Annotated in this window: 27 protein-coding genes; 15 read left to right on the forward strand and 12 right to left on the reverse strand. The window is 69.6% G+C overall.

Features of this window, described 5'->3' with window-relative positions:
* Window positions 1-28 precede the first annotated feature (28 nt).
* Complete coding sequence (locus ACFVBH_RS06985) at window positions 29-883, forward strand: rhomboid family intramembrane serine protease (RefSeq protein WP_379000496.1); 855 nt, start codon at window positions 29-31, stop codon at window positions 881-883.
* Here ACFVBH_RS06985 and ACFVBH_RS06990 read toward each other — a convergent pair.
* The 4 genes from ACFVBH_RS06990 to ACFVBH_RS07005 all read right to left on the reverse strand — a co-directional run bounded on the left by ACFVBH_RS06990 (window position 782) and on the right by ACFVBH_RS07005 (window position 4,621).
* Window positions 782-1,969: a cation:proton antiporter gene (locus tag ACFVBH_RS06990; protein ID WP_354987074.1), complete on the reverse strand. Its 1,188-nt coding sequence runs from the start codon at window positions 1,967-1,969 to the stop codon at window positions 782-784. The genes ACFVBH_RS06985 and ACFVBH_RS06990 overlap by 102 nt on opposite strands.
* A 4-nt stretch (window positions 1,970-1,973) precedes the next feature.
* The gene (locus ACFVBH_RS06995; protein WP_354987073.1) at window positions 1,974-2,456 is read right to left on the reverse strand and encodes a cation:proton antiporter regulatory subunit; all 483 of its coding nucleotides are present in this window, start codon (window positions 2,454-2,456) and stop codon (window positions 1,974-1,976) included.
* Window positions 2,457-2,501: 45 nt separating this feature from the next.
* On the reverse strand, window positions 2,502-2,843 hold the full coding sequence (locus tag ACFVBH_RS07000) for a DUF952 domain-containing protein (protein WP_354987088.1): 342 nt from the start codon (window positions 2,841-2,843) through the stop codon (window positions 2,502-2,504).
* Window positions 2,844-3,295: 452 nt separating this feature from the next.
* Window positions 3,296-4,621, reverse strand: a complete 1,326-nt coding sequence (locus ACFVBH_RS07005) for an aldehyde dehydrogenase family protein (RefSeq protein ID WP_379000499.1) — start codon at window positions 4,619-4,621, stop codon at window positions 3,296-3,298.
* A 135-nt stretch (window positions 4,622-4,756) separates the two neighbouring features.
* On the opposite strand from ACFVBH_RS07005, the gene ACFVBH_RS07010 reads away from it, so the two are divergent.
* The 6 genes from ACFVBH_RS07010 (at window position 4,757) to ACFVBH_RS07035 (ending at window position 11,325) form a co-directional block, all read left to right on the forward strand.
* Window positions 4,757-5,791, forward strand: coding sequence for an AraC family transcriptional regulator (locus ACFVBH_RS07010; protein ID WP_379000501.1), 1,035 nt, complete (start codon window positions 4,757-4,759; stop codon window positions 5,789-5,791).
* A gap of 113 nt (window positions 5,792-5,904) precedes the next feature.
* Complete coding sequence (locus ACFVBH_RS07015; RefSeq protein ID WP_379000503.1) at window positions 5,905-7,719, forward strand: acyl-CoA dehydrogenase; 1,815 nt, start codon at window positions 5,905-5,907, stop codon at window positions 7,717-7,719.
* Between the two features lie 357 nt (window positions 7,720-8,076).
* Window positions 8,077-8,271: a hypothetical protein gene (locus tag ACFVBH_RS07020; RefSeq protein WP_354987069.1), complete on the forward strand. Its 195-nt coding sequence runs from the start codon at window positions 8,077-8,079 to the stop codon at window positions 8,269-8,271.
* A gap of 225 nt (window positions 8,272-8,496) precedes the next feature.
* Complete coding sequence (locus tag ACFVBH_RS07025) at window positions 8,497-10,212, forward strand: DEAD/DEAH box helicase (protein WP_379001625.1); 1,716 nt, start codon at window positions 8,497-8,499, stop codon at window positions 10,210-10,212.
* Window position 10,213: 1 nt separating this feature from the next.
* Window positions 10,214-10,774 carry a hypothetical protein gene (locus ACFVBH_RS07030; protein ID WP_379000505.1) on the forward strand — a complete coding sequence of 187 codons (561 nt, stop codon included), beginning with the start codon at window positions 10,214-10,216 and terminating at the stop codon, window positions 10,772-10,774.
* A gap of 140 nt (window positions 10,775-10,914) precedes the next feature.
* Window positions 10,915-11,325 (forward strand): excalibur calcium-binding domain-containing protein, encoded by a 411-nt coding sequence (locus tag ACFVBH_RS07035; RefSeq protein ID WP_379000507.1) that lies wholly within the window; start codon window positions 10,915-10,917, stop codon window positions 11,323-11,325.
* A gap of 639 nt (window positions 11,326-11,964) precedes the next feature.
* Here ACFVBH_RS07035 and ACFVBH_RS07040 read toward each other — a convergent pair.
* Window positions 11,965-12,531: a class I SAM-dependent methyltransferase gene (locus tag ACFVBH_RS07040; RefSeq protein WP_379000509.1), complete on the reverse strand. Its 567-nt coding sequence runs from the start codon at window positions 12,529-12,531 to the stop codon at window positions 11,965-11,967.
* 54 nt (window positions 12,532-12,585) lie between these two features.
* Here ACFVBH_RS07040 and ACFVBH_RS07045 point away from each other — a divergent pair, with 54 nt between their 5' ends.
* Both ACFVBH_RS07045 and ACFVBH_RS07050 read left to right on the forward strand, forming a co-directional pair.
* Window positions 12,586-13,353, forward strand: a complete 768-nt coding sequence (locus ACFVBH_RS07045; protein ID WP_354987065.1) for a helix-turn-helix transcriptional regulator — start codon at window positions 12,586-12,588, stop codon at window positions 13,351-13,353.
* A 110-nt stretch (window positions 13,354-13,463) separates the two neighbouring features.
* The gene (locus ACFVBH_RS07050) at window positions 13,464-13,769 is read left to right on the forward strand and encodes a DUF1905 domain-containing protein (RefSeq protein WP_354987064.1); all 306 of its coding nucleotides are present in this window, start codon (window positions 13,464-13,466) and stop codon (window positions 13,767-13,769) included.
* A gap of 166 nt (window positions 13,770-13,935) precedes the next feature.
* On the opposite strand, the gene ACFVBH_RS07055 is transcribed toward ACFVBH_RS07050, so the two are convergent.
* A complete protein-coding gene (locus tag ACFVBH_RS07055) occupies window positions 13,936-15,651 on the reverse strand; it encodes a DEAD/DEAH box helicase (RefSeq protein ID WP_379000513.1) in 1,716 nt (571 codons plus the stop codon).
* A 122-nt stretch (window positions 15,652-15,773) separates the two neighbouring features.
* On the opposite strand from ACFVBH_RS07055, the gene ACFVBH_RS07060 reads away from it, so the two are divergent.
* Complete coding sequence (locus ACFVBH_RS07060; protein ID WP_379000515.1) at window positions 15,774-16,907, forward strand: YihY/virulence factor BrkB family protein; 1,134 nt, start codon at window positions 15,774-15,776, stop codon at window positions 16,905-16,907.
* 76 nt (window positions 16,908-16,983) lie between these two features.
* Here ACFVBH_RS07060 and ACFVBH_RS07065 read toward each other — a convergent pair whose 3' ends face one another.
* Entirely contained in the window at window positions 16,984-17,229 is a 246-nt protein-coding gene (locus ACFVBH_RS07065; RefSeq protein WP_354987061.1) for a CsbD family protein, read from the reverse strand.
* Between the two features lie 197 nt (window positions 17,230-17,426).
* Between ACFVBH_RS07065 and ACFVBH_RS07070 the strand changes: the two genes are divergently transcribed.
* On the forward strand, window positions 17,427-17,933 hold the full coding sequence (locus tag ACFVBH_RS07070; RefSeq protein WP_379000517.1) for a flavin reductase family protein: 507 nt from the start codon (window positions 17,427-17,429) through the stop codon (window positions 17,931-17,933).
* Window positions 17,934-18,137: 204 nt separating this feature from the next.
* Here the strand turns inward: ACFVBH_RS07070 and ACFVBH_RS07075 are convergent, their stop codons facing one another.
* Entirely contained in the window at window positions 18,138-18,842 is a 705-nt protein-coding gene (locus ACFVBH_RS07075) for a phosphodiesterase (RefSeq protein WP_379000520.1), read from the reverse strand.
* Window positions 18,843-19,031: 189 nt separating this feature from the next.
* Here ACFVBH_RS07075 and ACFVBH_RS07080 point away from each other — a divergent pair, with 189 nt between their 5' ends.
* Together ACFVBH_RS07080 and ACFVBH_RS07085 are read left to right on the forward strand one after the other, a co-directional pair.
* A complete protein-coding gene (locus ACFVBH_RS07080) occupies window positions 19,032-19,253 on the forward strand; it encodes a hypothetical protein (RefSeq protein WP_354987058.1) in 222 nt (73 codons plus the stop codon).
* Between the two features lie 79 nt (window positions 19,254-19,332).
* Complete coding sequence (locus tag ACFVBH_RS07085; protein ID WP_379000523.1) at window positions 19,333-20,292, forward strand: TIGR03557 family F420-dependent LLM class oxidoreductase; 960 nt, start codon at window positions 19,333-19,335, stop codon at window positions 20,290-20,292.
* Window positions 20,293-20,299: 7 nt separating this feature from the next.
* Here the strand turns inward: ACFVBH_RS07085 and ACFVBH_RS07090 are convergent, their stop codons facing one another.
* Window positions 20,300-21,016: a PAS and ANTAR domain-containing protein gene (locus ACFVBH_RS07090; RefSeq protein WP_379000526.1), complete on the reverse strand. Its 717-nt coding sequence runs from the start codon at window positions 21,014-21,016 to the stop codon at window positions 20,300-20,302.
* Between the two features lie 149 nt (window positions 21,017-21,165).
* Between ACFVBH_RS07090 and ACFVBH_RS07095 the strand changes: the two genes are divergently transcribed.
* Window positions 21,166-21,507, forward strand: a complete 342-nt coding sequence (locus ACFVBH_RS07095; RefSeq protein WP_379000528.1) for a MerR family transcriptional regulator — start codon at window positions 21,166-21,168, stop codon at window positions 21,505-21,507.
* Window positions 21,508-21,522: 15 nt separating this feature from the next.
* Here the strand turns inward: ACFVBH_RS07095 and ACFVBH_RS07100 are convergent, their stop codons facing one another.
* Genes ACFVBH_RS07100 through ACFVBH_RS07110 form a run of 3 tightly spaced genes read right to left on the reverse strand, consistent with a single transcriptional unit; the run spans window position 21,523 to window position 23,427 of the window.
* A complete protein-coding gene (locus tag ACFVBH_RS07100) occupies window positions 21,523-21,732 on the reverse strand; it encodes a CDGSH iron-sulfur domain-containing protein (protein ID WP_379000530.1) in 210 nt (69 codons plus the stop codon).
* On the reverse strand, window positions 21,710-22,363 hold the full coding sequence (locus ACFVBH_RS07105; protein ID WP_379001627.1) for a HemK2/MTQ2 family protein methyltransferase: 654 nt from the start codon (window positions 22,361-22,363) through the stop codon (window positions 21,710-21,712). Before ACFVBH_RS07105 ends, ACFVBH_RS07100 begins: the two co-directional genes overlap by 23 nt.
* Window positions 22,363-23,427 (reverse strand): iron-containing redox enzyme family protein, encoded by a 1,065-nt coding sequence (locus ACFVBH_RS07110; protein ID WP_379000532.1) that lies wholly within the window; start codon window positions 23,425-23,427, stop codon window positions 22,363-22,365. Before ACFVBH_RS07110 ends, ACFVBH_RS07105 begins: the two co-directional genes overlap by 1 nt.
* Window positions 23,428-23,779: 352 nt before the next feature.
* Here ACFVBH_RS07110 and ACFVBH_RS07115 point away from each other — a divergent pair, with 352 nt between their 5' ends.
* The gene (locus tag ACFVBH_RS07115; protein ID WP_354987052.1) at window positions 23,780-24,625 is read left to right on the forward strand and encodes a 3-hydroxybutyryl-CoA dehydrogenase; all 846 of its coding nucleotides are present in this window, start codon (window positions 23,780-23,782) and stop codon (window positions 24,623-24,625) included.
* The last annotated feature ends 115 nt before the right edge of the window (window positions 24,626-24,740 follow it).

Genomic DNA, 24,740 nt, shown 5'->3' on the forward strand with positions numbered 1-24,740 from the left:
ATCGGCGCACGGGAGAACGGACCCCCTCATGGCATTGCCCGCCTACGACCCGCCCTGGCTGCGCACCGTCGAGGTCGGGACCAAGCTGCACGAGATCCGGGCCTGGTGGCGCGAACCGCATCGGCTGCTGCGTGCGGTGCGGGCCTATCGGGATCTGCTGGCGGTCACCCCGGCCAGCATCGCCTACTCCTTCACCCTGTTCGTGACGTGGTGGACCCTGCACGGGACGAGCGAGAAGGTCGGGCACCGGCTGATTCTGTCGGCGTCGACGAATCTGCGGAATCTGCAGGATGATCCGATTCAGGTGCTGGTGGCGTCGGCGTTCTGGACCGACGGCGGATTCCCCTGGGGCGAGATCCTCATCCTGCTCACCGTGATGGCCGCGGCCGAGCGCTGGCTCGGATCGCTGCGCTGGATCCTGGTGGTCGCCATCGGGCACATCGGGGCGACTCTCATAGTGGCCCTGGGCATTTCCCGGGCGGTGGAACGCGATCTCATTCCGCTGCGGGTCACCATCGCCACCGATGTCGGCCCCAGCTACGGGATTTCGGCCATGCTGGGCGCTTTCGCGTTCCGCCTGCGCGGCAAGGCCCGGCTGGCGTGGATCGCCGGATTGCTGATCTGGTACGGCGTCGCGCTGGTGGACGATCGCACGTTCACCGACTACGGGCACCTGTTCGCACTGCTGCTGGGCCTGCTGACCGGGGCCGCCGGAGTGCTGGTGGCGCGCAAGATCACCGCGACCCTGCGCCGCCGCGCCGCCCGCGCGAGCGCCCCGGGCTCAGGGCGCGACGGCGTCGGCGACGTTCCGCTCGCGCTGCACGAACCGCACGGCGGGCTCGACCAGGCGCGCGGCGATGGGGCCGAGCACGGCCATCAATAGCACGTAGGCCGAGGCCAGCGCGGCGAAGTCGGAGTCGACGCCGCCCATCGTGACCGCAAGCCCGGCAATGACGATGGAGAACTCGCCGCGCGCGACCAGGGCCGCCCCGGCGCGGGCGCGGCCCAGTCGGCGAATGCCCTGCCGCCGCGCCGCCCACCAGCCGGTGCCGATCTTGGTCAGCGCGGTCACGATCGCCAGCAGCACCGCCCAGCCCAGCACCGGCGGAATCGCCTGCGGATCGGTGTTGAGCCCGAAGGCCACGAAGAAGATGGCCGCGAACAGATCTCGCAGCGGCTCCAGCAGTTTGGCCGCCTCCTGCGCCGTGGATCCGGAGATGGCGATGCCCAGCAGGAACGCGCCCACCGCCGCCGACACGTTCAGCGCGGAGGCCACCCCCGCCACCAGCAGCGCCGCGCCCAGCAGTTTGAGCAGGAACTGCTCACGGTCACTGCTGTCCACCACCGCGGAGACGTAGCGGCCGTAGCGCAGCGCGACCACCAGCACCACGGTGATCGCGAGCAACGCGATGGCCAGCGACTTCAGCCCGGCCGCGAAGCTCAGGCCCGCCAGCATCATGGTGAGGATCGGCAGATAGACCGCCATGGCCAGATCCTCGAAAACCAGGATGGACAGGATCACCGGGGTCTCCCGGTTGCCCAGGCGGCCCAGGTCGTTGAGCACCTTGGCCACGATCCCGGACGAGGAGATGTAGGTGACCCCGCCCATGGTCACCGCGCCCACCGGGCCGAAGCCCAGCAGGAGCGCGACCAGGACGCCCGGCGTGGCGTTGGCGAGGATGTCGACGATGCCCGCCAGCCAGGACTGCCGCAGCCCGGTCACCAATTCCGCTGCGGTGTACTCCAATCCGAGCAGGAGCAGCAGCAGCACCACGCCGATCTCGCCGGCCAGATGGCCGAACTCCGAGGCGGCGCGCAGGTGGACGATGCCGCCCTGCCCGAAGGCGAGACCGCCCAGCAGGTAGAGCGGTATCGGGGACATGCCGAACCGAGCGGCGAACCGCCCCATCAGGCCGAGCGCGAACAAGATCGCGCCAAGTTCGACCAGCGCTAGAGCGGTCGTGTCCACCGGCTCAGCCGTCGGCCAGAATGCGCGCGGCGGCGTCCAGTCCGTGCGGGGTGCCGACGACAACGAGCAGATCGCCGGAGTCGAGAACGAAATCAGGGCCGGGCGAGGGGTGCAACTGCCCCGCGCGCATGACCGCCACGATGGATGCCTTGGTGCGGGTGCGCATTCCGGTCTCGCCGAGCATGCGGCCGCGATACGGCGAGGTGGTGCCGATCGGGAGCTGGCGGGTGGTGATCCCGGGCAGATCCCGGTGATCCTCCTTGAGCTTCTCCACCAGCTGCGGCGCACCCAGCAGATTCGCCAGCACCGCGGCCTCATCGGTGGTCAGGGGCACCTGGGCCAGACACGCATCGGGGTCCTCGCGCTGGGACACGATCAGATCGATCGCCCCGTCCCGGTGCGCGACCACCCCGATCCGGCGGCCGGAGCGCACCTCGAAATCCTTACGCACACCGATTCCGGGCAGCGCTGTCACATCGACGTTCACCCGTTCAGACTAGGACAGCGCGCCCGATTCTCGGCGGACCGTCCGTCAGTGGGGTTCGTCGGCGGGCAGCGGCTCGAAGTACCCGTCCGGGCCGGGCCGGTAGTCCGACACCGCTACGACCGCCGCGACCGGCAGCGCACCGTACAGATGCGGGAACCGCATGGACTCGGGATCGGTCGCCACCCCCGGCTCCCAGCGCACCTCCGCGGGCAGCCGATCCGGGTCCAGGTGCAGCAGCACCAGGTCGGGGTGCCCCGGGAAGATCCGGTTCGCGGGCAGATGCACCTGGTAGGGCGCGGACAGGTGAATGAAGCCCTCGGTCGCCAGTGACGGCGATCGGTACTCGCCCACCACCCGCGCGGCTTCCCAATCGGCCCGAGCGCACATGTGCAGCAGGGTTTTCGACGTCGGCTTCGGTGCGTTTCCCACCGCCCCAACCTACTCGGCCGGACGTGCCCGCACGGCCGACCGGGCCGGTTCGCACACCGGTTCACCGCGCCGATGCGCAGAGCTGGTTCGCCACGCCGCTCCACCGCACCGATTCATCGAGCCGGTTCGCCCCCGTTCACCGCGCCGGTTCACCAAGGCGCACCGAGCCGAGTCGGCGCGGCGACGAGGCGGTGGAACGTGAACGGGCGGAGGGGCCGTGGAACCGATGCCGGGTCATGGGAACGCAGGGCGAACAAGGTGCACGGCTACGTCATTTCACCGAGCCGGTTCGCCCCAGTTCACCGCGCCGGTCCACCGCGCCGATTCACCAAGGCGCACCGAGCTGAGCCGGGGCGGCGACGAGGCAGCGGAACGTGAACGGGCGGAGGGGCCGTGGAAGGGATGGCGGGTCAGTGGAACGCGGGGCGGGCCAGGTGCACAGCTACGTCGTTCACGCCCACGCGTGCCGGGGCGAAGCGGCCGACCGCCTGCGCGCCGACAACGGGGTCGGCGGTCCACACGCTCACCGCCGGTGCGGCGGACGTGCGCAGGGCCAGGTCGAAGGCTTCACCGGCATCGGCGACCCGCACCACCGGCAGCACCGGCCCGAGGGTCTGGTGGGTGAGCGCCGCCATGGTCGGGTCGACGTCGCCGAGCACCGTCGGCTCGAAGACGTGCCCGATCCCGGTGCCGCCGCAGACCAGGGTGGCACCCTTGAGCAGCGCGTCGCGGACCTGCTCGCGCACCAGCTCCAGCTGGGACGGCGAGGTCATGACACCGAGCCCGGGATCGTCGCCGATCATGGGCCCGAACGCCGCGGCCTCCTGCGCGAGTTTGCCCAGGAACTCGTCGTAGACAGCGGATTCCACGTAGACGCGCTCGATGCTGGCGGTGCTTTGCCCGCTGTTCGCCAGCCCGCCGAGCGCGACGCAGGCGGCCGCGCGATCGAGATCGGCGTCGGCCAGCACGAGGGCGGCGGACTTGCCGCCCAGATCGAGGCAGCAGGGAATGAGCCGGGCGGCCGCGCGCAGCGCCACCACTTTGCCGGTCTCGACGCTGCCGGTGAAGCGCACGTAATCGACGCAGTCGAGCAGCGCCGGCCCGGACTCGGGCCCGGCGACGGTCTCGAAAACCGCCGGCGCGCCCAGGCTTGCCCAGCCGTTGACCAGGGCCCGCACGGACAGCGGGGTCCGCGAAGAGGGCTTGACGACCACCGCGGCCCCGGCCACCAGCGCGGGCACGGCGTCGAAGATCGCCAGCGCCAGCGGGTAGGTCCACGAACCGATCACCCCGGCCACCCGGCAGGACTGGTGCGCGAGGGCCGACTGTGTGCCCGCGTCGGGCCGGCGGGCGAGCTGCGGGTGACCGCCGCGCAGGAATTCGGCGGCGTGCGAACGGTGGTGATCGAGGGCCGCCAGGGCCAGGCTCACTTCCGCCCCGGCTTCGGTGGTGGTCTTCCCGGTTTCCAGCGCGAGCAGGGTGGTGAGACCATCCCTGTTGTCCTGCAACCAATTACGGAATGCGCCCAGCCAATTGACACGACCGACCACGCCGAGTGATCGCCATAGCGCGCTCCGGTCGCGAAGTCGTTCGACGGTGTCGCGCACCTGATCCGGGGATTCGGTGGCGATGATGTCCACGACCCGGCCGTCGGCGGGGGCGATGACGGTGAGCATGGGCGGGAGGACCTTTCCGGCGTCCTGAACCTTGCTGTGTGTGCGTTGCGCGGTGCGCATGAATCTCACCGTATGACTGGGTGTTTCGGCCAACCAGCTTGCAATCGGCCACGAATCGGCGAATATGGGCCGCACCCAGGCACCCTACCGGCCGGTAACGGCCCGGGGACGCCGAAAGTTTGCGAGTATGCCTGAGTGACGGAAGAGTTGGCACAGCTACGTTCCATCACCAGCACCGCGCTGCTGGCCGATTTCGCGCTGGGTCGCGGGTTGCTGCTGCCCGCGGTGCTGGCCGGTAGCGGCATCAAGGAAGCGGATCTGCGCACTCCGTCCACCGAAATCACTCTGGAACAAGAGTTCTCGGTCACCCGCAACGTCGTCGCTGGCATCAACGACGAACCCGGGCTGGGTTTGCTGGCGGGGTTGCTGTGCCATCCCCCGTCCATGGGCGTGCTCGGTTTCGCCCTGATGAGCAGTGCGACGCTGCGCCAGGCCATGGACATCGCGCTGCGCTACGCCGATCTGTCGTTCACCGCGGCGCAGCACCGGCTGGAGAACCGGGGCGCTCAGGTCTGGGTGGTCCGGGACGACAGCGAATTGCCCTCGGAGATAAGACGTTTCACGCTCGAGCGCGATCTGGCCGCGATCGCCACCATTCAGCAGGATCTGCTGCCCATGCGGATTCCGGCCGTCCGGGTCGAGCTGTGCGTGGAGGCACATCCGATCTACGAGATGTTCGGCGCGGTATTCGGCGTCGAAGAAGTCACTTTCGATATGCCCCAGTCCCGCATCTGTTTTCAAGCGAGCACGCTGGAGACTCCCTTGCCACAAGCGAACATATCGACCGCCCGGTTCTATGAGCAGCAGTGCAACGACCTCATGGAGAGCCGGCACAGCCGCAGCGGCCTCAGCGGCCGCGTCAGACAGCTGCTCATCCGGCACGCCGGTTCCGCGGACCAATCCCGGATCGCCGCCGACCTCGATGTCAGCGTCCGCACCCTGCGCCGCCGCCTCGCCGAGGAGGGCACCACCTTCCGCGAACTCAGCACCGAGACGGTCGGCCTGCTGGCCGAGGAACTGCTCATCGCCGGGCTCACCGTGGAACAGGCGGCCGAACGCCTCGGCTACTCCAGCGTGTCGGCGTTCGCCTCGGCGTTCCGCACCTGGAAGGGGCAGTCGCCGGGACACTTCGGCAGGCTGCACCGGGGCCGCGCCACGGTGCGTTCCTGACGCTGTCACCGGGCGTTCTGGCCGGGAGCCGGGGTCCGGCCCCCGGCGTGCCCTCGCGCACGTGGTAGACCGTCGGGTACGACGTACCCGACCTGCCCGATCTGCGAGGAACCATGAGCCCGTCCCTGATCATGTCCGCCCGCGATATCGAGTTCCTGCTCTACGACTGGCTCGACGTGGAGTCCCTGACCGATCGCGAGCGTTTCACCGACCACTCCCGCGACACCTTCGATCAGGTGCTGCGCCTGTGCCAGGACCTCGCCACCACCTACTTCGCGCCGCACAATCGCGAGAACGATCTGCACGAGCCCGAGTTCGACGGGGAGCGGGTGCGCATCATCCCCGCCGTGGGCAAGGCGGTGCGCGCCTTCGCCGACGCCGGAATGGTCGGTGCGGCAATGGATCACGAGATCGGCGGCATGCAGCTGCCGCACGTGGTCTACACCGCGTGCATGTCGTGGTTCCACGCCGCCAACGTCGGCACCACCGCCTACGCCCTGCTGACCACCGGCAACGCCAATCTGCTTGCGGTGCACGGCAGCCCGGAGCAGATCGACCGCTTCGTACGCCCCATGCTGGAGGGGCGCACCATGGGCACCATGGCGCTGTCCGAGCCGCAGGCGGGCTCGAGCCTGGCCGACATCACCACCCGCGCGGTCCCCCAGGACGACGGCACCTACCGGATCTTCGGCCGCAAGATGTGGATCTCCGGTGGCGACCACGACCTTTCGGAGAACATCGCGCACCTGGTGCTGGCCCGCGTTCCCGGCGCGCCCGAGGGCACCCGCGGGATCTCGCTGTTCATCGTGCCCAAGTTCCTGCCCGGCGATCCCGACACTCCGGGCGCGACGGGCGAGCGCAACGACGTGGTGCTGGCCGGCATCAATCACAAGATGGGCTGGCGCGGCACGGTCAACACCGCGCCCGTCTTCGGTGACGGCAACTTCACCCCGGGCGGGCAGGCGGGGGCGGTGGGCTATCTGGTCGGCGCGCCCAATCACGGTCTGGCGCAGATGTTCACCATGATGAACGAGGCCCGCATCGGCGTCGGGCTGGCCGCCACCGCGCTCGGCTACACCGGCTACCTCAAATCCCTCGACTACGCCCGCGGGCGGCCGCAGGGCCGGGCGCTGGGCGTGCGCGGCGGCCCGCAGACCCCGATCGTGGACCACCCCGACGTCCGCCGCATGCTGCTGGCCCAGAAGTCCTATGCCGAAGGCGCACTCGCACTGCAGCTCTACTGCGGCCGGCTGGTCGATCTGGAGCGCACCGCGCGCGACGAGGCCGAGCGCACCCGCGCGAGCACCCTGCTGCGCGTGCTCACCCCCATCGCCAAGAGCTGGCCGAGCCAGTGGTGCCTGGCCGCCAACGACCTCGCCATCCAGGTCCACGGCGGCGCGGGCTACACCCGCGACTACGACGTGGAACAGCACTACCGCGACAACCGGCTCAACCCCATCCACGAGGGCACGCACGGCATCCAGAGCATGGACCTGCTGGGCAGGCAGGTGACCCTGGACAACGGTGTCGCCCTGGTCACCCTGCTCGAGGTGTTCGCGTCCACGGTCGCCGCCGCCCGTGCCGCCGGCGACACGGAGCTGGGCGAGTTCGCCACCGCACTCGAGGCCGCGGCCGGACGGCTCGCCGCCACGACGGCGGGTCTGTGGCGGGACGGGGATCCGGTGTCGGCGCTGGCCAATTCCGCGGCCTACCTCGAGGCGTTCGGGCACATCGTGCTGGCCTGGATCTGGCTCGAACAGGCGCTGGCCGCGACCCCGCGCGCCGAGCACGGGGAAGCCTTCGGACTCGGCAAGCGCGCGGCCGCCCGGTACTTCTTCCACTGGGAATTGCCGCGCACCGGTCCGCAGTTCGATCTCCTGGACTCCGGGGACCGCACGACCCTCGCACTCGACCCCTCTTGGCTGTGAGCTTGCTACCTGTGTCCCGAGGGTTATCGAATAGGAGTGTGGGTGTCGGTGCTCGCGGGTAGTCTCCCGGTAGACAACTCGATAAGCGGCTCGCAAGGGGGTCCCCCAGGGCCCCGGGGAGTACCGGCAGCGGCCGGTCCGCCTCCAGCCTGGGCCTGTTCGCTTTAAGCGAAACCCCAGGTCGTGTTAGGCAAAACACACGGGAAACTCCACGGGAACAAAGACCTCCGCTCGAACGTCTGACAGAGTAGTCATCAACCACTGCTGGGAAGTAGCGGTAGCGAGCCCACAGAGTGGACTGTGGGCCCCACACCAGGCGAACGGTGCGCGAGCCCCGGGAGCCAGGACGGAGGAGTCATGCCAGGAACCCTGACAAGCACCCCACTGACCGCGGTCGACCGTTGTGACCGCTGCGGGGCGGCTGCGCGCGTGCGCGCAACCCTTCCCGCTGGTGGCGAGTTGCTCTTCTGCCAGCATCACGCCAACGAGCACATGGATCGTCTCCGTGAGCTCGCGGCCGTGATCGACACGGAGTCGGCACCGGCGCTCTAATCAGCTCCTCCACCTCGGGGCAGTGTTCCGGCCCTCGGGGGGTCCGCTCGAAAATTGAATCTTCCCAACAGAATTACCGGCAACGGGCGACCCAATGGGCCGCCCGTTGTTCAGTTTTCCCGGCCGGACTTGCGCACAACGGATTCGTCGTGTCTGCGGGCGGGATCCATTCCGAAGGAGAGCGTTCTGTCCACCGCGCACGCCACCTATCTGATCGACCGGCACATGTTCGCTCTGTGGACCTGGGACGGGGCCGGGCCGGGTCCGGCGCCCGCCGCGCAGGGTGAGACCGAGACCATCGCACTGGCCGTGCCCGACGGGGACGAAATCGCGGTGACCGGGGTGCCCTGCGCGCTGATCGAGCCCGAGGAGTTCCTGGCCGGCGCACCCGCCCTGACGCGCGGGTGGCGGGCCGTACTGGACGGGGAGTCGGACGCGCTGCCGGTCGCCGCGCACGCGGTACCCAACGCCACCGGGACGGCCATCGTGTCGGCCGAGCGAGCCGTGCGGACGCTCCGGGACACGGTCGCGCTCACCGGCGAGCTGCGCACGAGCCTGAAGGCCGAGCTGCGGCCCTATCAGGCCCGCGGCATCGCGTGGCTGCACGAGACCACCGCGGTGCACGGCGGCGCGGTGCTCGCCGACGAGATGGGGCTGGGCAAGACCGTGCAGGCCATCGGGTATCTGCTCGGGCGGGCGAGCGCGGGGGCGAGCCTGGTGGCGTGCCCGACCTCGCTGGTCGGGAACTGGGTGGCCGAGATCGAACGGTTCGCGCCGGGACTGCGCGCGGTGGGGTGGCGCGGGGGTGCGCAGCCCGCCGCCGAAGCGGGCACGGTGGTCGTCACCGGGTATCCGACGCTGCGCGGGCACGGGCCGGCGCTGGCCGAGAAGCAGTGGGCCGCGGTCGTGTTCGACGAGGCCCAGGTGCTCAAGAATCCGCGCACGCAGGTGTCGAAGGCGGCGCGGACGCTGCGTGCCGACGCCCGGGTCGCGCTGACCGGGACGCCGGTGGAGAACCACCTCGAGGAGTTGTGGGCACTGCTGAATCTGGTCGCGCCACAGGAGTTCACGCACCGGGCGCAGTTCCGGCGGCGGTTCGTGCGGCCGATCAGCGAGGGGTCGGCCCCGGCGGTGCTGCGGTTGCGCGACGCGATCGAACCGATCGCGCTGGCGCGCCGCAAGACCGAGGTGGCGGCCTCGCTGCCGCCCAAGATCCACTGCGACGTGGTGTGCGATCTGACCGCCGAACAGGAGCGGCTGTACGACAGCCTGCTCGAGCGGGCGGAATCGGAGGGGTTCGGTTCCGGCGGGCAGCGCCACACCCGACTGCTCGCGGTGCTCACCGAGCTCAAGCAGGTCTGCAATCATCCGGGGCTGATCACCGGCGAGCTGGGCGAATTGGCCGGGCGCTCCGGGAAATTCGACGTGTGCGCCGACATCCTGGCCAACAACGTGGAGGCCGGCGCGCCGACGCTGGTGTTCACCCAGTACCGCAGGACCGGTGAGCTGCTGGTGCGGTACTGCGCGGAGGAGTTCGGCGTCACCGCGCCGTTCTTCCACGGCGGGCTGAATCAGGCCGAGCGCACCGAGATCGTCACGGGGTTCCAATCCCCGGACGGGCCACCGATTCTGGTCCTGAGCCTGCGCGCGGCGGGCACCGGGCTCACCCTCACCCGCGCCGCCGACGTCGTCCATTTCGACCGCTGGTGGAATCCCGCGGTCGAGGCGCAGGCGTCCGATCGCGCGCACCGCATCGGCCAGACCCGCACCGTCACCGTCACCACCCTGACTTCGGGGACCACCATCGAGGAGCACATCGCGGGCATGCACGACCGCAAATCCGCCCTCACCGACCTGTCGGACACCTCGGGGATCGCGGCCCTGGCCCGCCTCGACGACGACCGGCTGTTCGAGATCCTGCGCCGAAAGCGAGCCAACTGACATGCCCGACAACGAGTTCGGCTACACCGGCTGGGGCATGGACTGGGTGCGCCTGGCGGAGCCGCTGAAACAGACCAAACCCGAACCCCTGCTCCCCCGTGCGCGCAGCATCGCCCGCAACAACGGCGTGCGGATCCTCGTCGAGGGCAACCACGTTCAGGCGAACATCCACCGCGGCTCCGAAGCCTCGGTGACCTACCTGGAGGTGACGCCGCTGGACGGCCCCACGATCCGGGCGCTGGAGCAGGTGGTCCCGGCAACGGCCCTGACCCTGACCGACGAGCACCGCGCCGCCGTGGCCGCCCTCGGCATCGCCCTGACGCCCCGGTTGGCCCGCATCGACTGCTCGTGCCGGGCCCGCAACGACCGCTGCCTGCACTTCTTCGCCACCTGCTACGCGCTGGCCCGGCAGGTGGACGAGACCCCGTGGCTGGCCCTCGATCTCCAGGGCTACCGCAACGCCGCGCCCGGGGCGGCGGCCGACGAGAACCTGCCGCCCGCGCGCTGGACCCCGATCAACACCCTCGACCCGAAAACATTCTTCGAGTCGGTATCTACGTAGTCAGGCCCCCTATCCCAGGTTTTGGTGAAAGCCGCACTCGCGGAGTTCTTTTCGTGACAGAGTGGGCCCGCGATCGCGGCGGACGGGGGTGGAATCCGCACCGCCGTGATCCGGTCCATCACTTTCACCCGGGGAATCACATGACACTGCGACATCGCGCGCTGATGGCTGCCACGGCCGTCGGCGTGCTCACCGTTCTCACCGCCTGCGGCAGCGGATCGCCGGAGCGGAAGAGCGCCGCACCCACCACCACGACCGCCGCCCCCGCCGAGATGCGACTACCCACCACCACGGTCGCTCCCACCACGACGTCCGACGTCGTAACCCCGACCACCACAACGGTATTGGTCACAACGACGGTGCCCGTGGTCGCGCCCCCGGTAGTCCCGCAAACCCAGCCCGCCGCCGCACCGGCCCCCGCCGCACCGTCGGTGAGTTACAAGAACTGCGCCGCGGTCAAAGCCGCAGGCGCGGCGCCCCTGCGCCGCGGCGACCCGGGCTACAGCACCAGCCTGGACCGCGATGGTGACGGCATAGCCTGCGAGAAGTAGTTCCCCGGCATTCGGTTCGGGTAGCTGACCGAGTCCGGCACGCAATCGGAAACGGCCGATTGCCCGCCCGCGCGCAGCTCGCCCCAGGCGCCGACACCGACCAGGCTTCGGTATGCCGCTGAGGTCCGAACTCCGTGCCGTCCGTGATGACCGGCGGCACCGCCTGATACGGATGCCGGTCTCGCGGACACGGCGAGCGATTCAAGGCATGGGCAGCGCGCCCGCAACCGGAACCGTTGGGTCCGAGTGGACCTCGGCATCTCCGGGGCCGAACCCGTTCGCCACGAAACCCGAACCGGCCGTCACCGACAGCGGGTCCAGACCCGGAACATCATTGGATCGAGTGGACTTCGGGACCTCGGAGGCGAAATCGGACCGCTGCGGAGCCTGCCTCACGAACAGGGGCGGAGGCCGGCGGCGGACCTCGGTGGGATGGAGCGAACCTCGCGCCCGCAACCGGAACTCGATCGCCGGAATCGGGGGCGACGGTCGCCGAAGTTTTCTGGATCGGAACGGACTTCGGAATCGATGAGGGCCGGCTGTCGTTGGCGGCGAGCGGACTCGCTCGCTGGAATCGAGGTACGGTCGGGGGAGTTCGGTGACGCGGAGCGGACTTCGTAGTCGGCGGGGGCTCGGCGGTCAGGCGCGGCGGGCGCGGAAGCGGAACATCGTCGGGTTGGAGCGGACCTCGACGTCGGTGAAGCCCGCGGACTTCAGGCGGGCGGGGAGGGTGGTCGGCGGGACGGGGACGCAGACGTCGCCGACGTGCATCAGGCGGAAGGGGAGGGTGTCGCGGCCGTCTATGCCGGCGAACACGCCGCCGGGGCGCAGGACCCGGAACGCCTCGGCGAAGAGGTCGTCCTGGCGGGCGGGGGTGGGGACGTGGTGGAACATCGTGAACGCCACCACGGCGCTGAAGTCGTTGTCCGGCAGGGGCATCGCGGTGCCGTCGCCGTCGATCACCGCCAGGCGGCCCGGGTGGCGTGCGCGCAGGCGGGCGGCCAGGGCGGCGTCGATCTCCAGGCCGGACAGGGCCGCGGTGCGGGTGCGCAGGGCCGCGATGTTGGCGCCGTAGCCGGGGCCGATCTCGAGGGTCCGGTCGCCGAGGTCCAGGCCGGACAGCGCCCACGGGACCAGTTTGGTGGTGCTGGCGCGCTCCCAGAGGGTGGAGCGGCAGCCCAGTTGATGGAAGTAGTTCATGCCCATGGCTCGACGGTAGGCACGCGACGCCGGAGGCACGAGCGGCTACGGTGACAGACTGTGTCGCCAAACGGTCAAGCGCCGGTCGTCGCCGCACCGGGGGGACCCACCGCCATGGTTTTCGGGGCGGGACGGCTGCCGCCCGGCCACTGGTTCGACGAGCACGAGCATCCGCAGCATCAGATCGCCTGGGCCGCACGGGGAGTCATCACCGTCGAGGTGGGTGCCGGGCGCTGGGTGCTGCCGCCGACGCGGGCGCTGTGGATTCCGGGCGGCATCGCCCACCGCACCGGCACCTACGCGGGCGCGATGATTCGCGGGATCTACCTCGAGCCGGACCGCACCCCCGTGCGCTTCACCCGGCCCACGATGCTGCGGGTCACGCGGCTGCTGCGCGAGCTGTTCGACCATCTCACCTCGGGTACGGCCACCGCCGCCGAACGCGAACGCGCCGAAACCGTCATCTTCGACCTGCTCGAACCGGTCGAGGTGAGCCCGCTGGGTGCGCAACTGCCCGAGGATCCCCGCGCCCGGGCGGTCGCGGACGCCCTGATCGCCGATCCCGCCGATCCTCGCACGCTGACCGAACTGGCCGCCACCGTCGCGGTCGCCCCGCGCACCCTGGCCCGCGCGTTCCGCACCGACACCGGAGTCACCTTCGGCCACTGGCGAACCCGGATCCGCCTGGCCGCCTCGCTCCCCCTCCTGGCCGCCGACCTCCCGCTCGCGCGGATCGCGACCCGCGTCGGCTACGCCACCCCGAGCGCCTACGCGGCCGCGTTCCGCCGCGAGGTCGGCTGCACCCCGCGCGAATACTTCACGCGCTGAACGAGATCGCCCGAGCAACGAGCACGAACGCTCACCCCCGCACGGGTGTCTCGTCCGTGGCTCCGACCCGTACGGCGAAAGGTGTCGGTACCCCTCGCTACGGTCGGGGGATGGCCAATGCGCGGTACAGCTTCGACGGGGAGCTATGGGAGTGGGAGGGCAAGGCCTCGTGGCATTTCGTGAGCGTCCCGGAGGAGCTCGCCGATGAGATCGAGGCGCTGCACGGGCACAACGCCAACGGGTTCGGGTCGGTGAAGGTGCACGCGACCATCGGGGCGACCACCTGGACCACGTCCATGTTCCCGGACAAGAAGCGCGCCACGTACATCCTGCCGGTGAAGAAGCCGGTCCGCGTCGCCGAGGATCTGGCCGCCGGCGAGGCGCTGCACGTGGACATCGAGATCGCCGTGGGCTGAGCCCGCACCGAGCCGACGAGTTCGGGCGGCAGCGCGGAACCGGGCTCTGTACCGGGCGTCCGGCCGGGTCGGGGCACGGCGTCACGCACGAGGATCCGGCCGGCCGAGTGCCCGGCGGGCCCGCGGCTGGCGGACCGGTATGCGCCTGCCGCGAACCGTGTCGCGGCTACTGACGTCTCAGTGCGGCAATCCGCTCGACCAACTGGTCGGCGGTCGCCAGCGCGGTCGGCGGGCCGCCGCACTCGCGGCGCAGATCGCCGTGGATCACGCCGTGCGGCTTGCCGGTCCGGTGATGATGCATGGCCACCAGGCTGTTCAGCTCGCGCCGCAGCTCACCGAGTTTGTCGGCGGTGGCGGCCCGCTCGGCCGCGGCGACCCCGCCCGCACCGCCCGGCCGACCGGATTCGGCTGCCGCACTGCGCTCCTGGAGCTGGCGGGTCTGCCGGTCCTGCAGCAGGGTGCGCATCTGGTCGGCGTCCAGCAGCCCGGGAATCCCGAGGTAGTCGGCTTCCTCGTCACTGCCGGAGAAGGTGGCGGTGCCGAACGAGTCGCCGTCGTAGATGACCTGATCGAGCTCGGCGTCCGCGGCCAGCGCGACGAACTTCTTCTCCTCCTCGCCGGGCTCGTCCTTCTGCTTGTTGGCGTCGATGAGGAGCTCGTCCTCGAGCGAACTGGCCTCGCGATGCGGCTTGCCGATGACGTGGTCGCGCTGCACCTCGAGCTGCGCGGCGAGGTCGAGCAGCACCGGCACCGAGGGCAGGAAGACGCTCGCGGTCTCCCCCGTTCTGCGTGCGCGCACGAACCGGCCGATGGCCTGTGCGAAATACAGCGGCGTCGACGCGCTGGTGGCGTACACGCCGACCGCCAGGCGCGGCACGTCCACGCCCTCGGACACCATGCGCACCGCGACCATCCACGGGTCGGTGCTGTTGCTGAATTCGCCGATCCGATCCGAGGAACCGGGATCGTCCGAGAGCACCACGGTCGGCTTGGTGCCCGAGATGTGTTCGAGCAGTTCGGCGTAATCGCGCGCCTTGTCCTGGTCGGTGGCGATGACCAGGCCGCCCGCGTCGGGCATGCCGGTGGCGCGCAGCTGGCGCAGCCGGGTGTCGGCGGCCTGCAGCACCTTGGACATCCAGTCACCCGCCGGGTCCAGCGCGGTGCGCCACGCCCGCGCGGTGTGCTCGGGGCTCAGTGGCTCGCCCAGGCGGGCGGAATACTCGTCGCCCGCGCTGTCCCGCCAGTGCGCTTCGCCGGAGTAGGCGAGGAACACCACGGGCCGCACCACGCCGTCGGCCAGCGCCTCGGAATACCCGTAGGTGTGATCCGCGCGCGACTTCTCGAAACCGGACTCGTCGGCCTCGTAGGTGATGAACGGAATCTTGGAGTCGTCGCTGCGGAACGGCGTGCCGGTGAGCGAGAGCCGCCGGGTGGCGTCGCCGAACGCCTCCTCGACCGCGTCACCCCAGCTCTTGGCATCGCCGGCGTGGTGCACCTCGTCCATGATGACCAGCGTGCGGCGGTTCTCGGTGCGCACGCGGTGCTTGAACGGGTGCGAGGCCACCTGCGCGTAGGTGACGACCACACCGTGATAGTCCGCCGAGGTGGATCCGGTGGTGTTGGAGAAGTTGGAGTCCAGCTGCAGCCCGATGCGCTGTGCCGAGGCCGCCCACTGGTGTTTGAGGTGCTCGGTCGGCGCGATCACCGTCACCTGATCGACCGTGCGATCGGTGAGCAGCTCGGACGCCACGCGCAGCGCGAAAGTCGTCTTGCCGGCGCCGGGTGTGGCGACGGCGAGGAAATCGCGTGGCTTGCTCGTCAAATACTTGGTGAGAGCCCTGCGCTGCCATGCACGTAACGAACCGCCACCACCCGAAGTCACTCGGTAGAGAGTAGCGATCGGAACCGACACTCCACCAATCCGACACAGCACCGAGTAGTGCCGCACGACACATCATGGGTCCGCGCACATTCGAAACCCTGGTGGGAGATGCTGTAGCAACCATGAACGAGCACGAGAATCCCACGCAACACGCCGACGCCCCCGCGCCGGACGGGACGAGCGTGCGCGCGGCCACCCGGTGGGGTCGTGTTCGACAGCTCATCGCGCACGTCGCGGTGAAGGCGTGGAACGACTCGATCTTCGCGAAGTCGGCGGCCGCGGCGTTCTGGCAGACGCTGTCGCTGGCGCCGCTGCTGCTGGGCCTGCTCGGCAGCCTCGGCTACGTGGGGCACTGGTTCGGGCCGAACACCGTCGGCATCGTGGAATCGAAGATCATCACGTTCAGCCGCAACCTGTTCAGTCCGAGCGTGGTCGACGATCTCATCGCCCCGACCGTCACCGATGTGCTCAAACGCGGGCACAGCGGGGTCGTTTCGGTCGGTTTCGTGCTGTCGCTGTGGGCCGGGTCCTCGGCCATGGCGACCTTCGTGGACGCCATCACGGCCGCGCACGGGCAGGCCAACGCCCGGCATCCGGTCTGGCAGCGCATCTTCGCGCTGTGGCTGTACGTGCTGTTCCTGGTGGCCTCGGTATTGATCCTGCCGCTGGTGGCGCTGGGGCCCTCGCTCATCGGGCGGGTGCTGCCTTCGGGCTGGCGCGAGCCCGGTCTGCGGCTCATCGACTCGTTCTACTACCCGGGCGTGGGCCTGCTGCTCATCGCGGGGCTGGCCGCCCTGTACAAACTCGCGCTGCATCGCACGCTGCCGTTCCATCGGCTGTTCGGCGGAGCGCTGGTGGCCGGTGTGTTCTTCATGACAGCCAGCGAAGGGCTGCGCAGATATCTGTCCTGGATCACCAGAACCGGGATCAGCTATGGCGCGCTCGCCACCCCGATCGCGTTCCTGCTCTTCACGTTCTTCCTCGGCTTCGCGGTCATCCTCGGCGCGGAATTCAACGCCAGCGTGCAGGAGTTCTGGCCCGCGCGAGCGACCCGGTCGACGCAGATCCGCCGGTGGTGGGCGGCGCGCAAGCGAAGACAGGAAGCCGAGAACGCCGATCCGGGGCTGGTCGGCCCCGTTCCACCGCCGGTGCGAATCTCGAAGGACACCCGGCCCGAAGCGACCGGCCCGCATGATCGCGCCGGCAGCGGCCGCCGCGACGGCGACGGCAGACTGTTCCCCTCGAGCAGTAGATGACCGCACGGGAAAGGGCGGCGGAGCGATTGCCCCACCACCCTCGTCTCAGGTCTACGGATACCCGATCCGCGCGAACCTAGCGCTGCTGATGAGCGCGCTGGCGCTGCTCGTCGAGTTCGGCCTGAGCGCGCTCCTTCTCGGCCTCGGCCTCCTTCTTGGCCGCGTCCCGCTGGGACTGGGCCTTGTCCTGCTGGCTGCGACCTTCGTCGCGCAGTCCCTCGTTGCCGAAGACGGTGCCGGCGGCTTCCTTGGCCTTGCCCTTCACACCTTCGACGGCGCCTTCGAAACCTTCGCGGGGTCCACTCTTGTCATGTTCGGACATGGGATTCTTCCTCCCGATCGATTGACAGTGACATTCCGGACCTACCCGTGAGTTCGAGGCCGAAACAGAGCCTGGGACACCGAGATTCGCGTCGCCCACACACGACGCGGGCAAACGAGCGCCCCACCCGTGACTCCCGCTGGGTAGGCTGAGCGCGCCGGTCCGGGATCCGTGTTCGCTCGAGCTGGGAGATTCGCGTGCCACCTACCGCCCGCACCACGAACAGCGCGTTCGACTCGCTCATCGCGCGAGCCGACGACTCCATGTGGATCGTCACCACGGTCGCCGACGGCGAACGCGCGGGCTGCCTGATGGGCTTCGGCACCCAGGTGAGCATCACCCCGCGCCGGTTCCTGGCCTGCCTGTCCAAGACCAACCACACCTACCGCGTGGCGCTGCGCGCCGACCACCTGGCGCTGCATCTACTCCCGGCCGACGGGTTGGCGCTGGCACAGCTGTTCGGCGCCGAAACCGGCACGGAAATCGACAAATTCGAGCACAGCGACTGGCAGCCGGGTCCGCACACGCTGCCGATCCTGACGGCGGCCGCGGGCTGGTTCGCCGGAAAGATAGTGCAGACCAACGACTTCGGTGACCACGTCGGCTTTCTGATCGACCCCACCGCGGCACAGGCCGCGACCGGTGACGCACCGCCCCTGCGGTTTTCGGCGGTGGCCGGTCTGCGTCCCGGTCATCGGGCGTGACATCGGCCCGGATCAACACGTCGCCTCGTCACTGAGTCGCCGTCGGCGTCGACGGTGTGCGGTCCCCGGGTCGCGCAGTCATCGCCTTCGAGTGGCTCACGAGCGCTGCTGGTCGGATATTCTCCGGATACCCGCCGGTCTCGGGATCAATCCCCCACCGATCCCGTGCCGGTCGCCGGTCGGGCATACCACCGCCCGGCATGTTCAGTCGCGGGCGAACAGCGAATCGGCGTAGTCCGCGTCGGCGGAACGCCCACGGCCCGAACGGCTTCCGACGTAGGCCCATTCGCGGATCGTGGCCAGGGCGCGGGGCAGCAGTTCGACACCGGCCGGGCGATTGCGGATCGGGTCGAAATAGGTGGGCGCGGCGCCGACCTCGAGTTCGCTGACCACCAGGTGCGCCAGCGTGCGGGACGGGCCGCTGCGCGAGGTGGCGGTCAGTTCGAATCCGGTGCCGCCGTCGCTCACGCCCGCGTTGAACTCGGAGAGGTCGGCGGTGTCGGGCTGCGGAGCCGCGGGCCGGGCGCCCAGCCAGAGCGCGGGGCCGTCCTCGAAGCGGTACGGCATGAGACTGCCGTACCGAGCGGATTCCCAGCCGCGCACGGGCAGCGGCAGCAGCCGGGTGGCCGCGCTCGTTCCGGTGGTGGCCAGGGTCAGATCCCACGGCCGGTCGTCCCGGTCCAGCACGCGCAGCGCCAGCCCGAGCACGTCGGGGAGGCCGCCCGGCAGCCCGGTGCCCTTGGAGATACGAACCGCCGCGGGCCGTTCCGTCGTACCGAGCAGCTTCACGAACTGCGGATCCACCGCGTGCACCATGCCGGCCAGGGGGACGCCGGTCGGATGGAACACCCGCCCGCGCCGCACGCGGGCCACCACCGTGAAGATGCCGGAAACGGTGTTGTCGATCAAGCCCACTATGTCCTCCAGACCGGGGTTTCTCCCTTTCGATCGGCAATACCCCGGCGAACGCCCCCGAATCGCGGCCGCGAACGCGCTGCTCACCACATTTCCACGCCCTGACCGGGCGTGTGTATTCGACCGAGAACCGGGCAAACCTCCCTCGGCAGGTTCCACTCCCCGATTCTCGAAGGAGTCGTCATGGCCGACGAAAGTGTGTATCGCGTTCAGTTCGTCCCGAACTGCCCCGCCGCGGGCGACGCCTTCGGCGACCGCCTCCGCGAGCTGGGCGGCATGCTCGTCTACGGCCTCTACCCGAGCTCGGTGGTGGTCTCGCTGACCGCGCCCGCCGCCGCGGAACTCGCCGAGCTGGCCCTGGTGGATCGGGTGGAGAGCGTGACCGGCGAGTACGCCGTGTCCTGACCGGGTCCGGGCGAGCAGCCCCGCGGCACAGCGTTCCCCGAGTGAACTGGAGTGAGCGGTGAAATTCGGATACACCCTGATGACCGAGCAGAGCGGCCCGCGCGAGCTGGTCCGCTACGCGGTCGCCGCCGAAGCGGCCGGTTTCGACTTCCTGGTCAGCAGCGACCACTACTCGCCGTGGCTGGCCGAGCAGGGCCACGCCCCGCACGCCTGGACCATGCTCGGCGCGGTGGCGCAGGCGACCCGTGAGATCCCGTTCATGACCTACGTGACCTGCCCGACCATGCGTTATCACCCGGCCGTGGTCGCCCAGCAGGCCGCGACCCTGCAGATTCTGGCCGAGGGCAGGTTCACCCTGGGGCTGGGCAGCGGGGAGAGCCTCAACGAACACGTGATCGGCACGGGCTGGCCGGGCCTCGAGGAACGCCAGGATCGGCTGGCCGAAGCGATCGGCATCATTCGCGCACTGCATTCGGGCGAGACAGTGGATATGCACGGGCGGTGGTACCGGATCGACGCTGCCAAGATCTGGGACCTGCCGCCGCAGCCGGTCCCGATCGCCGTCGCGCTGTCCGGTGCGCGATCGGTGCGCCGGTTCGCGCCCCTGGCCGACGAGATGGTCAGCACCAGCCCGGAGGCCGAAATCGTCCGATCCTGGCGCGCGGCACGCGATTCCGCCGCACCGTCCCGGGTGACGGGTCAGCTCCCCATCAGCTGGGACAGCGACCGTGACCGGGCGATACGCCGGGCCCACGAACAGTTCCGCTGGTCCACCGGCAGCTGGGACGTGAACGCGAATCTACCGACCCCCGCGGGATTCGCGGCGGCGACCGAGTTCGTCCGGCCCGAAGACATCGCCGGCGCCATCGCATGCGGACCCGATCTCGACGCCATCGTGCAAGCGGTGCGCCCCTTCGCGGACGCGGGTTTCACCGATCTCGCCCTGGTTCAGGTGGGCGACGAGGAGCAGGACCGCTTCCTCGCCGAGGTGGCCGGACCGCTGCTGGCGAAACTGCGTGCCGCCGAAGGCATTTCCTGAACGATCGTCAGGGCGTCCGAGGTATGCGTTCGTGCAGCGTGAGCAGCAGGTGATCGAAGGCCGCCACGGTGACCGGGGACTCCGCCGGTAGGACGGGTAGTTCGAGAATCAGCTGCTCGGCCAGTACGCGGAGCTTCACGTTGGCCTCCTGGGAGCGCCAGGCCAGCACGCTGAACGCCTGTTCGGCGCTGATGCGGTACATGCGCATGAGCACGCCCTTGGCCTGTTCGATCACCGCGCGCGCCTCCACCAGTTCCGGAAGCCGTTCGTCGACCGCGACCCGCTCGGCCGACGCCAGGGTTTCGCTGAGGTCGATGTAGAAACCGCTCGTGCCCACCGAGACCCCGGCATCGCCGAAGATGTGGTCGGACACGACCATCACCGTGTGCTGCTGCCCGGTGGTGTCCAGGAAGCGGTGCCTGCTCGAGAACGGCAGGCCCTGCTCGATGGAGCGCGCGATCGAGGCGGCCACCAGCTCGCGGTCTTCCGGATGTTTGTGCGCCAGCAGCAGTTCGGTGGTCGGCTCGACCTCGCCCGGTGCGTATCCGTGCATGCGGTACAGCTCCGGCGACCATTCCCAGCGCTGGGAGGCGAACCAGAATCGGAAGCTCCCCGTCATCGCCCCGGTTCGCAGGCGCGATACCTCCGGTGAAGACACGCCCGCGACCACCACCGCGGGGTCCATGTGCGGGATCGAGAGGTGCGGGTGCCGCTCGCGCGTCATCGATGATCCTCCTGTCCTGATGACGTCGTTTATGGTTCGCATTGCATAGAATATCTGTGCCAGTAGGTACAGATTTCTTTTAGCATTCGTGCGATAAAGTCGCAAGACCACCGCAGAGAGTTTCTCTCGACCGCCGAGGAGGATTGCCCGTGCCCGATCCCGGGGCGCCCCTACCGGACCCACACCTGCCCGACGCCGCACGCGGCGTCTACGGCATCTCCGTCGCCGCCGAGCTGGCGGGCATCAGCGTGCAGACCCTGCGCCTGTACGAGCAGCACGGCCTGCTCACCCCCGCCCGCAGCGCCGGCGGCACCCGCCGCTTCAGCGGCGACGACCTGGCCCGCCTGCGCCGCATCACCGACCTGACCGACCAGGGCGTGAACCTCGCCGCCATCGCGCGCATCCTCGAGCTGGAAGACTCCAACGCCGATCTCACCGCGGACAATCTGCGGCTGGAAGGCGACAACCAGCGCCTGCGCGACCAGTCCTGACCCGCCCGTGGCCCGCTAGTCGACGGGGCGGCGGCGCTTGCGGTGGCTGGTGTCGCAGAGCGGGTAGATGGCCGAGCGGCGGCACAGACACAGGGCGACTACGACGCGGTCGCAGTGGATGACTCGGCCATCAGCGGTCACCAGCTCCAGCGGACCCTCCACCAGGGCGGGCCCGTCCACGGTGTAAGTGACTGTACGGCGGTCACTTTCGGGGTCGGTCGGCACGGATGACCACCAATTCCTCGACGTTCTGGCCGGGCCGGATGAGACCGCGATCAACCAGCCATCCCGCCCTTCTACGTAGTACCGGCCCGAACGGAACGCTCGCACGCGCGACCGTCGCGGCCTTCAGACCGGTATCCCGCAACCGCGTCAGCGTCGTGTCGACGCCGCACAGCGCGGAGTGGACCAGCAGGAATGTTCCTGTCTCGGAAAGCAGGTCGGGCATCATGCGGCACAGCGAGTCGATGGCGGAGCGGCCGTCCGAGCCGGCGTCCCAACTGCGGGCCGCGCCGCGCGGCGGCTCCTGATCCGCGCAGGGCAGATAGGGCGGATTCGACACCACCACGTCGAAGCGGCGTCCGCGCAGCGCGGATCGGAAGTCGCCGCGGACCAGTTCCACGTCGAGCCCGCGCAGGCGGCTGTTCAGCCATGCCGAGGTCAGCGCCCCGCGCGAGATGTCGACGGCCGTGATAGTGGCCTCGGGAATCCGCGCGGCCGCGATGGCCAAGGCCCCGGTGCCGGTGCACACGTCGAGCACTCGGCTGCGCGGTGGGATTCCCGCTCCGGCCAGCGCACCGGCGAGTAGCTCGGTGTCGGCCTGCGGGCGGTACACGCCGGGCGTTCGCATCAACATCACGAATGTCGAATAGCCCGGAATTCGCGGTCTACACTGGCGACGGCCATCGACAATTCCTCGCGACCCTCGAATTCCAGGGAATCGAGCAACGACGTGCGGTCCGCGCGCCAGCACGCCAATACGTGTTCGGCGAAACGATTTTCGAGCAGTTCGGTGGCGCGAATTCCGAAGACGATGGATTCGCTCAGCTCCGGCTCCCGATCCAGCAGATCACCGATGACGTCACGGCGCATGAGCTGTTCGTGCACCGCGTCGGCCTCCACGTGCTCGCGATAGAAGGCGACGCACGCGACGTCGGCCTCGAGTCGTTCGAGCACGTCGACCATGCGGCGCGAGGCCGGCGAAGACGTGATCTCGACCGACGCGAAATGCCCGACCCCGGCGCCGCGCAGCGCGCGATGCAAGCCGAACAGCGACATCATGTTGACCAGCGCGAGCATCGGCGCGGGTACCACGTCCAGGTAGCGCAGATAGCCCGGGTCCAAGCCTGCGCCCGCGAGCAGATCGGCGTATAGCCGCTGGTGAATTCGTTCACCGCGACCGCCGCCGAATTCGTCGAATTCGACCGCCACCAGTGCCGCCTTGGCCCGCCCACGCAGGCGCGGGATCAGCCACGCGTACGGATCGGCCTCCTGGTGGTGCAGGATCGACCGGTGTACGAAGTATTCGCGCACGTGCCGAGGTTCGCCGTCGTCCCGCAGGAAAGCGCCCACACCCGCATTCTCATCGGGCACGACCAGCAGTTCGTCGAGTTCATGCGCGACATCGGTGCCGGCAACGGTATCGGCTCGCAATGCCGCGAGAAATACCCGTTCCAGTTCCGCGCGCGCCCCGAGCAGCCCCGGATCCCATTCCCATGCCGGATCCACACCTGCGAACGCGTCGTAATGCAGCCCGTAGCAGGTGTGCAGCGCCAGGTGCAGATCACGCCCGTACGGATCAGCTCCGGCGAGCGATATCGACACCGGCGATCCGACCGTCGTCCCGAGCGCGTCGATCACCCCGGACGACAGTTCGCCGCACGGTTGCGGAAGCACACGTCGAGCGGTGGTAGTGGGCATGAGCAACTCCTTCGCAGCGAATAGGCGCTACTTCCCGCCTACCCACCGCGGGCCGATCCACTCGGCCCGCGGTCCGCGAACCCGGTCGCGGCCCGGGGTCGGTTCGAGCTCCGGATCGGCGATCGCGCACGAGATCGCGACGGGCCCGAAAGAGCGGCGGGGCAGACCGGGGCCGACGCACAGGACCACTCCCGGATGGCGACCGCGCGCGGGCAGGACCCCGAAGGCAGGACCGTTCCGACGACGTCGGCCGCCGTGGCCGACCTCACAATCAACGCCCGATGGAAGGTCGGCCGGGGTGGGTCGAGCAAGATGGTCGTGCGAATTGTCTGAGTGCGAGGAGAAATCGATAGTGGAACGCATCGGCGTGATCGGCGGCGGCACCATGGGTGCCGGTATCGCCGAGGTGGCTGCCCGTAACGGCAGCTCGGTCCTGGTTCTCGAACGCGACACCGAGGCGGCCGACGCCGCCGTGACGCGCATCGAGAAGTCCCTGGCGCGGGCGGTGAAGTCCGGCCGGCTCGAGCAGGCCGACGCCGACGCCGCCCGGGCGCGGATCACCCTCACCACCGCCATCGACGACTTCGCGGACCGCGAGCTGGTCATCGAGGCCGCCCCGGAGATCGAGTCGCTCAAGGCCGACTTCTTCACCAAGCTCGACGCCATCGTCTCCCCCGAGACCATTCTGGCCACCAACACCTCCTCGATCCCGGTGATCCGGCTGGCCAACGCCACCGCCAACCCGGCCCGCGTGGTGGGCGTGCACTTCTTCAACCCGGTGCCGGTGCTGCCGCTGGTCGAGATCGTGGTGACCCTCAAGACCGACCGCGAGGTCGTGGACAAGGTCACCGCCTACGCCCGCGACGTGCTGGGCAAGCGCACCATCGAGTCGAAGGACCAGGCGGGCTTCATCGTCAACGCCCTGCTGATCCCGTACCTGTGCAGCGCGATCCGGATGTTCGAGACCGGCTTCGCCTCCGCCGAGGACATCGACGAGGGCATGGTCAGCGGCTGCGCTCACCCCATGGGCCCGCTGCGCCTGTGCGACACGGTCGGTTTGGACGTCACCCTCGCCGTTGCCGAGTCCCTCCACGCCGAGTTCGGCGAGCCCCAGTACGCGCCGCCGGTGCTGCTGCGCCGGATGGTCGACGCCGGCTACCTGGGCCGCAAGACCGGCCGGGGTTTCTACACCTACTGAGTGCGCGATACACGCGGCGCCCGAAGCGATTCGGGCGCCGCGTGCGTTCCGGGGCGGCGACGGCCGGCTCGGTCGATGACCGCGACCGTTCGGCCGGCGTCCGGGCGACCGAGAA

This window comes from Nocardia sp. NPDC057668 (genome assembly GCF_042799795.1).
Lineage (GTDB): Bacteria > Actinomycetota > Actinomycetes > Mycobacteriales > Mycobacteriaceae > Nocardia.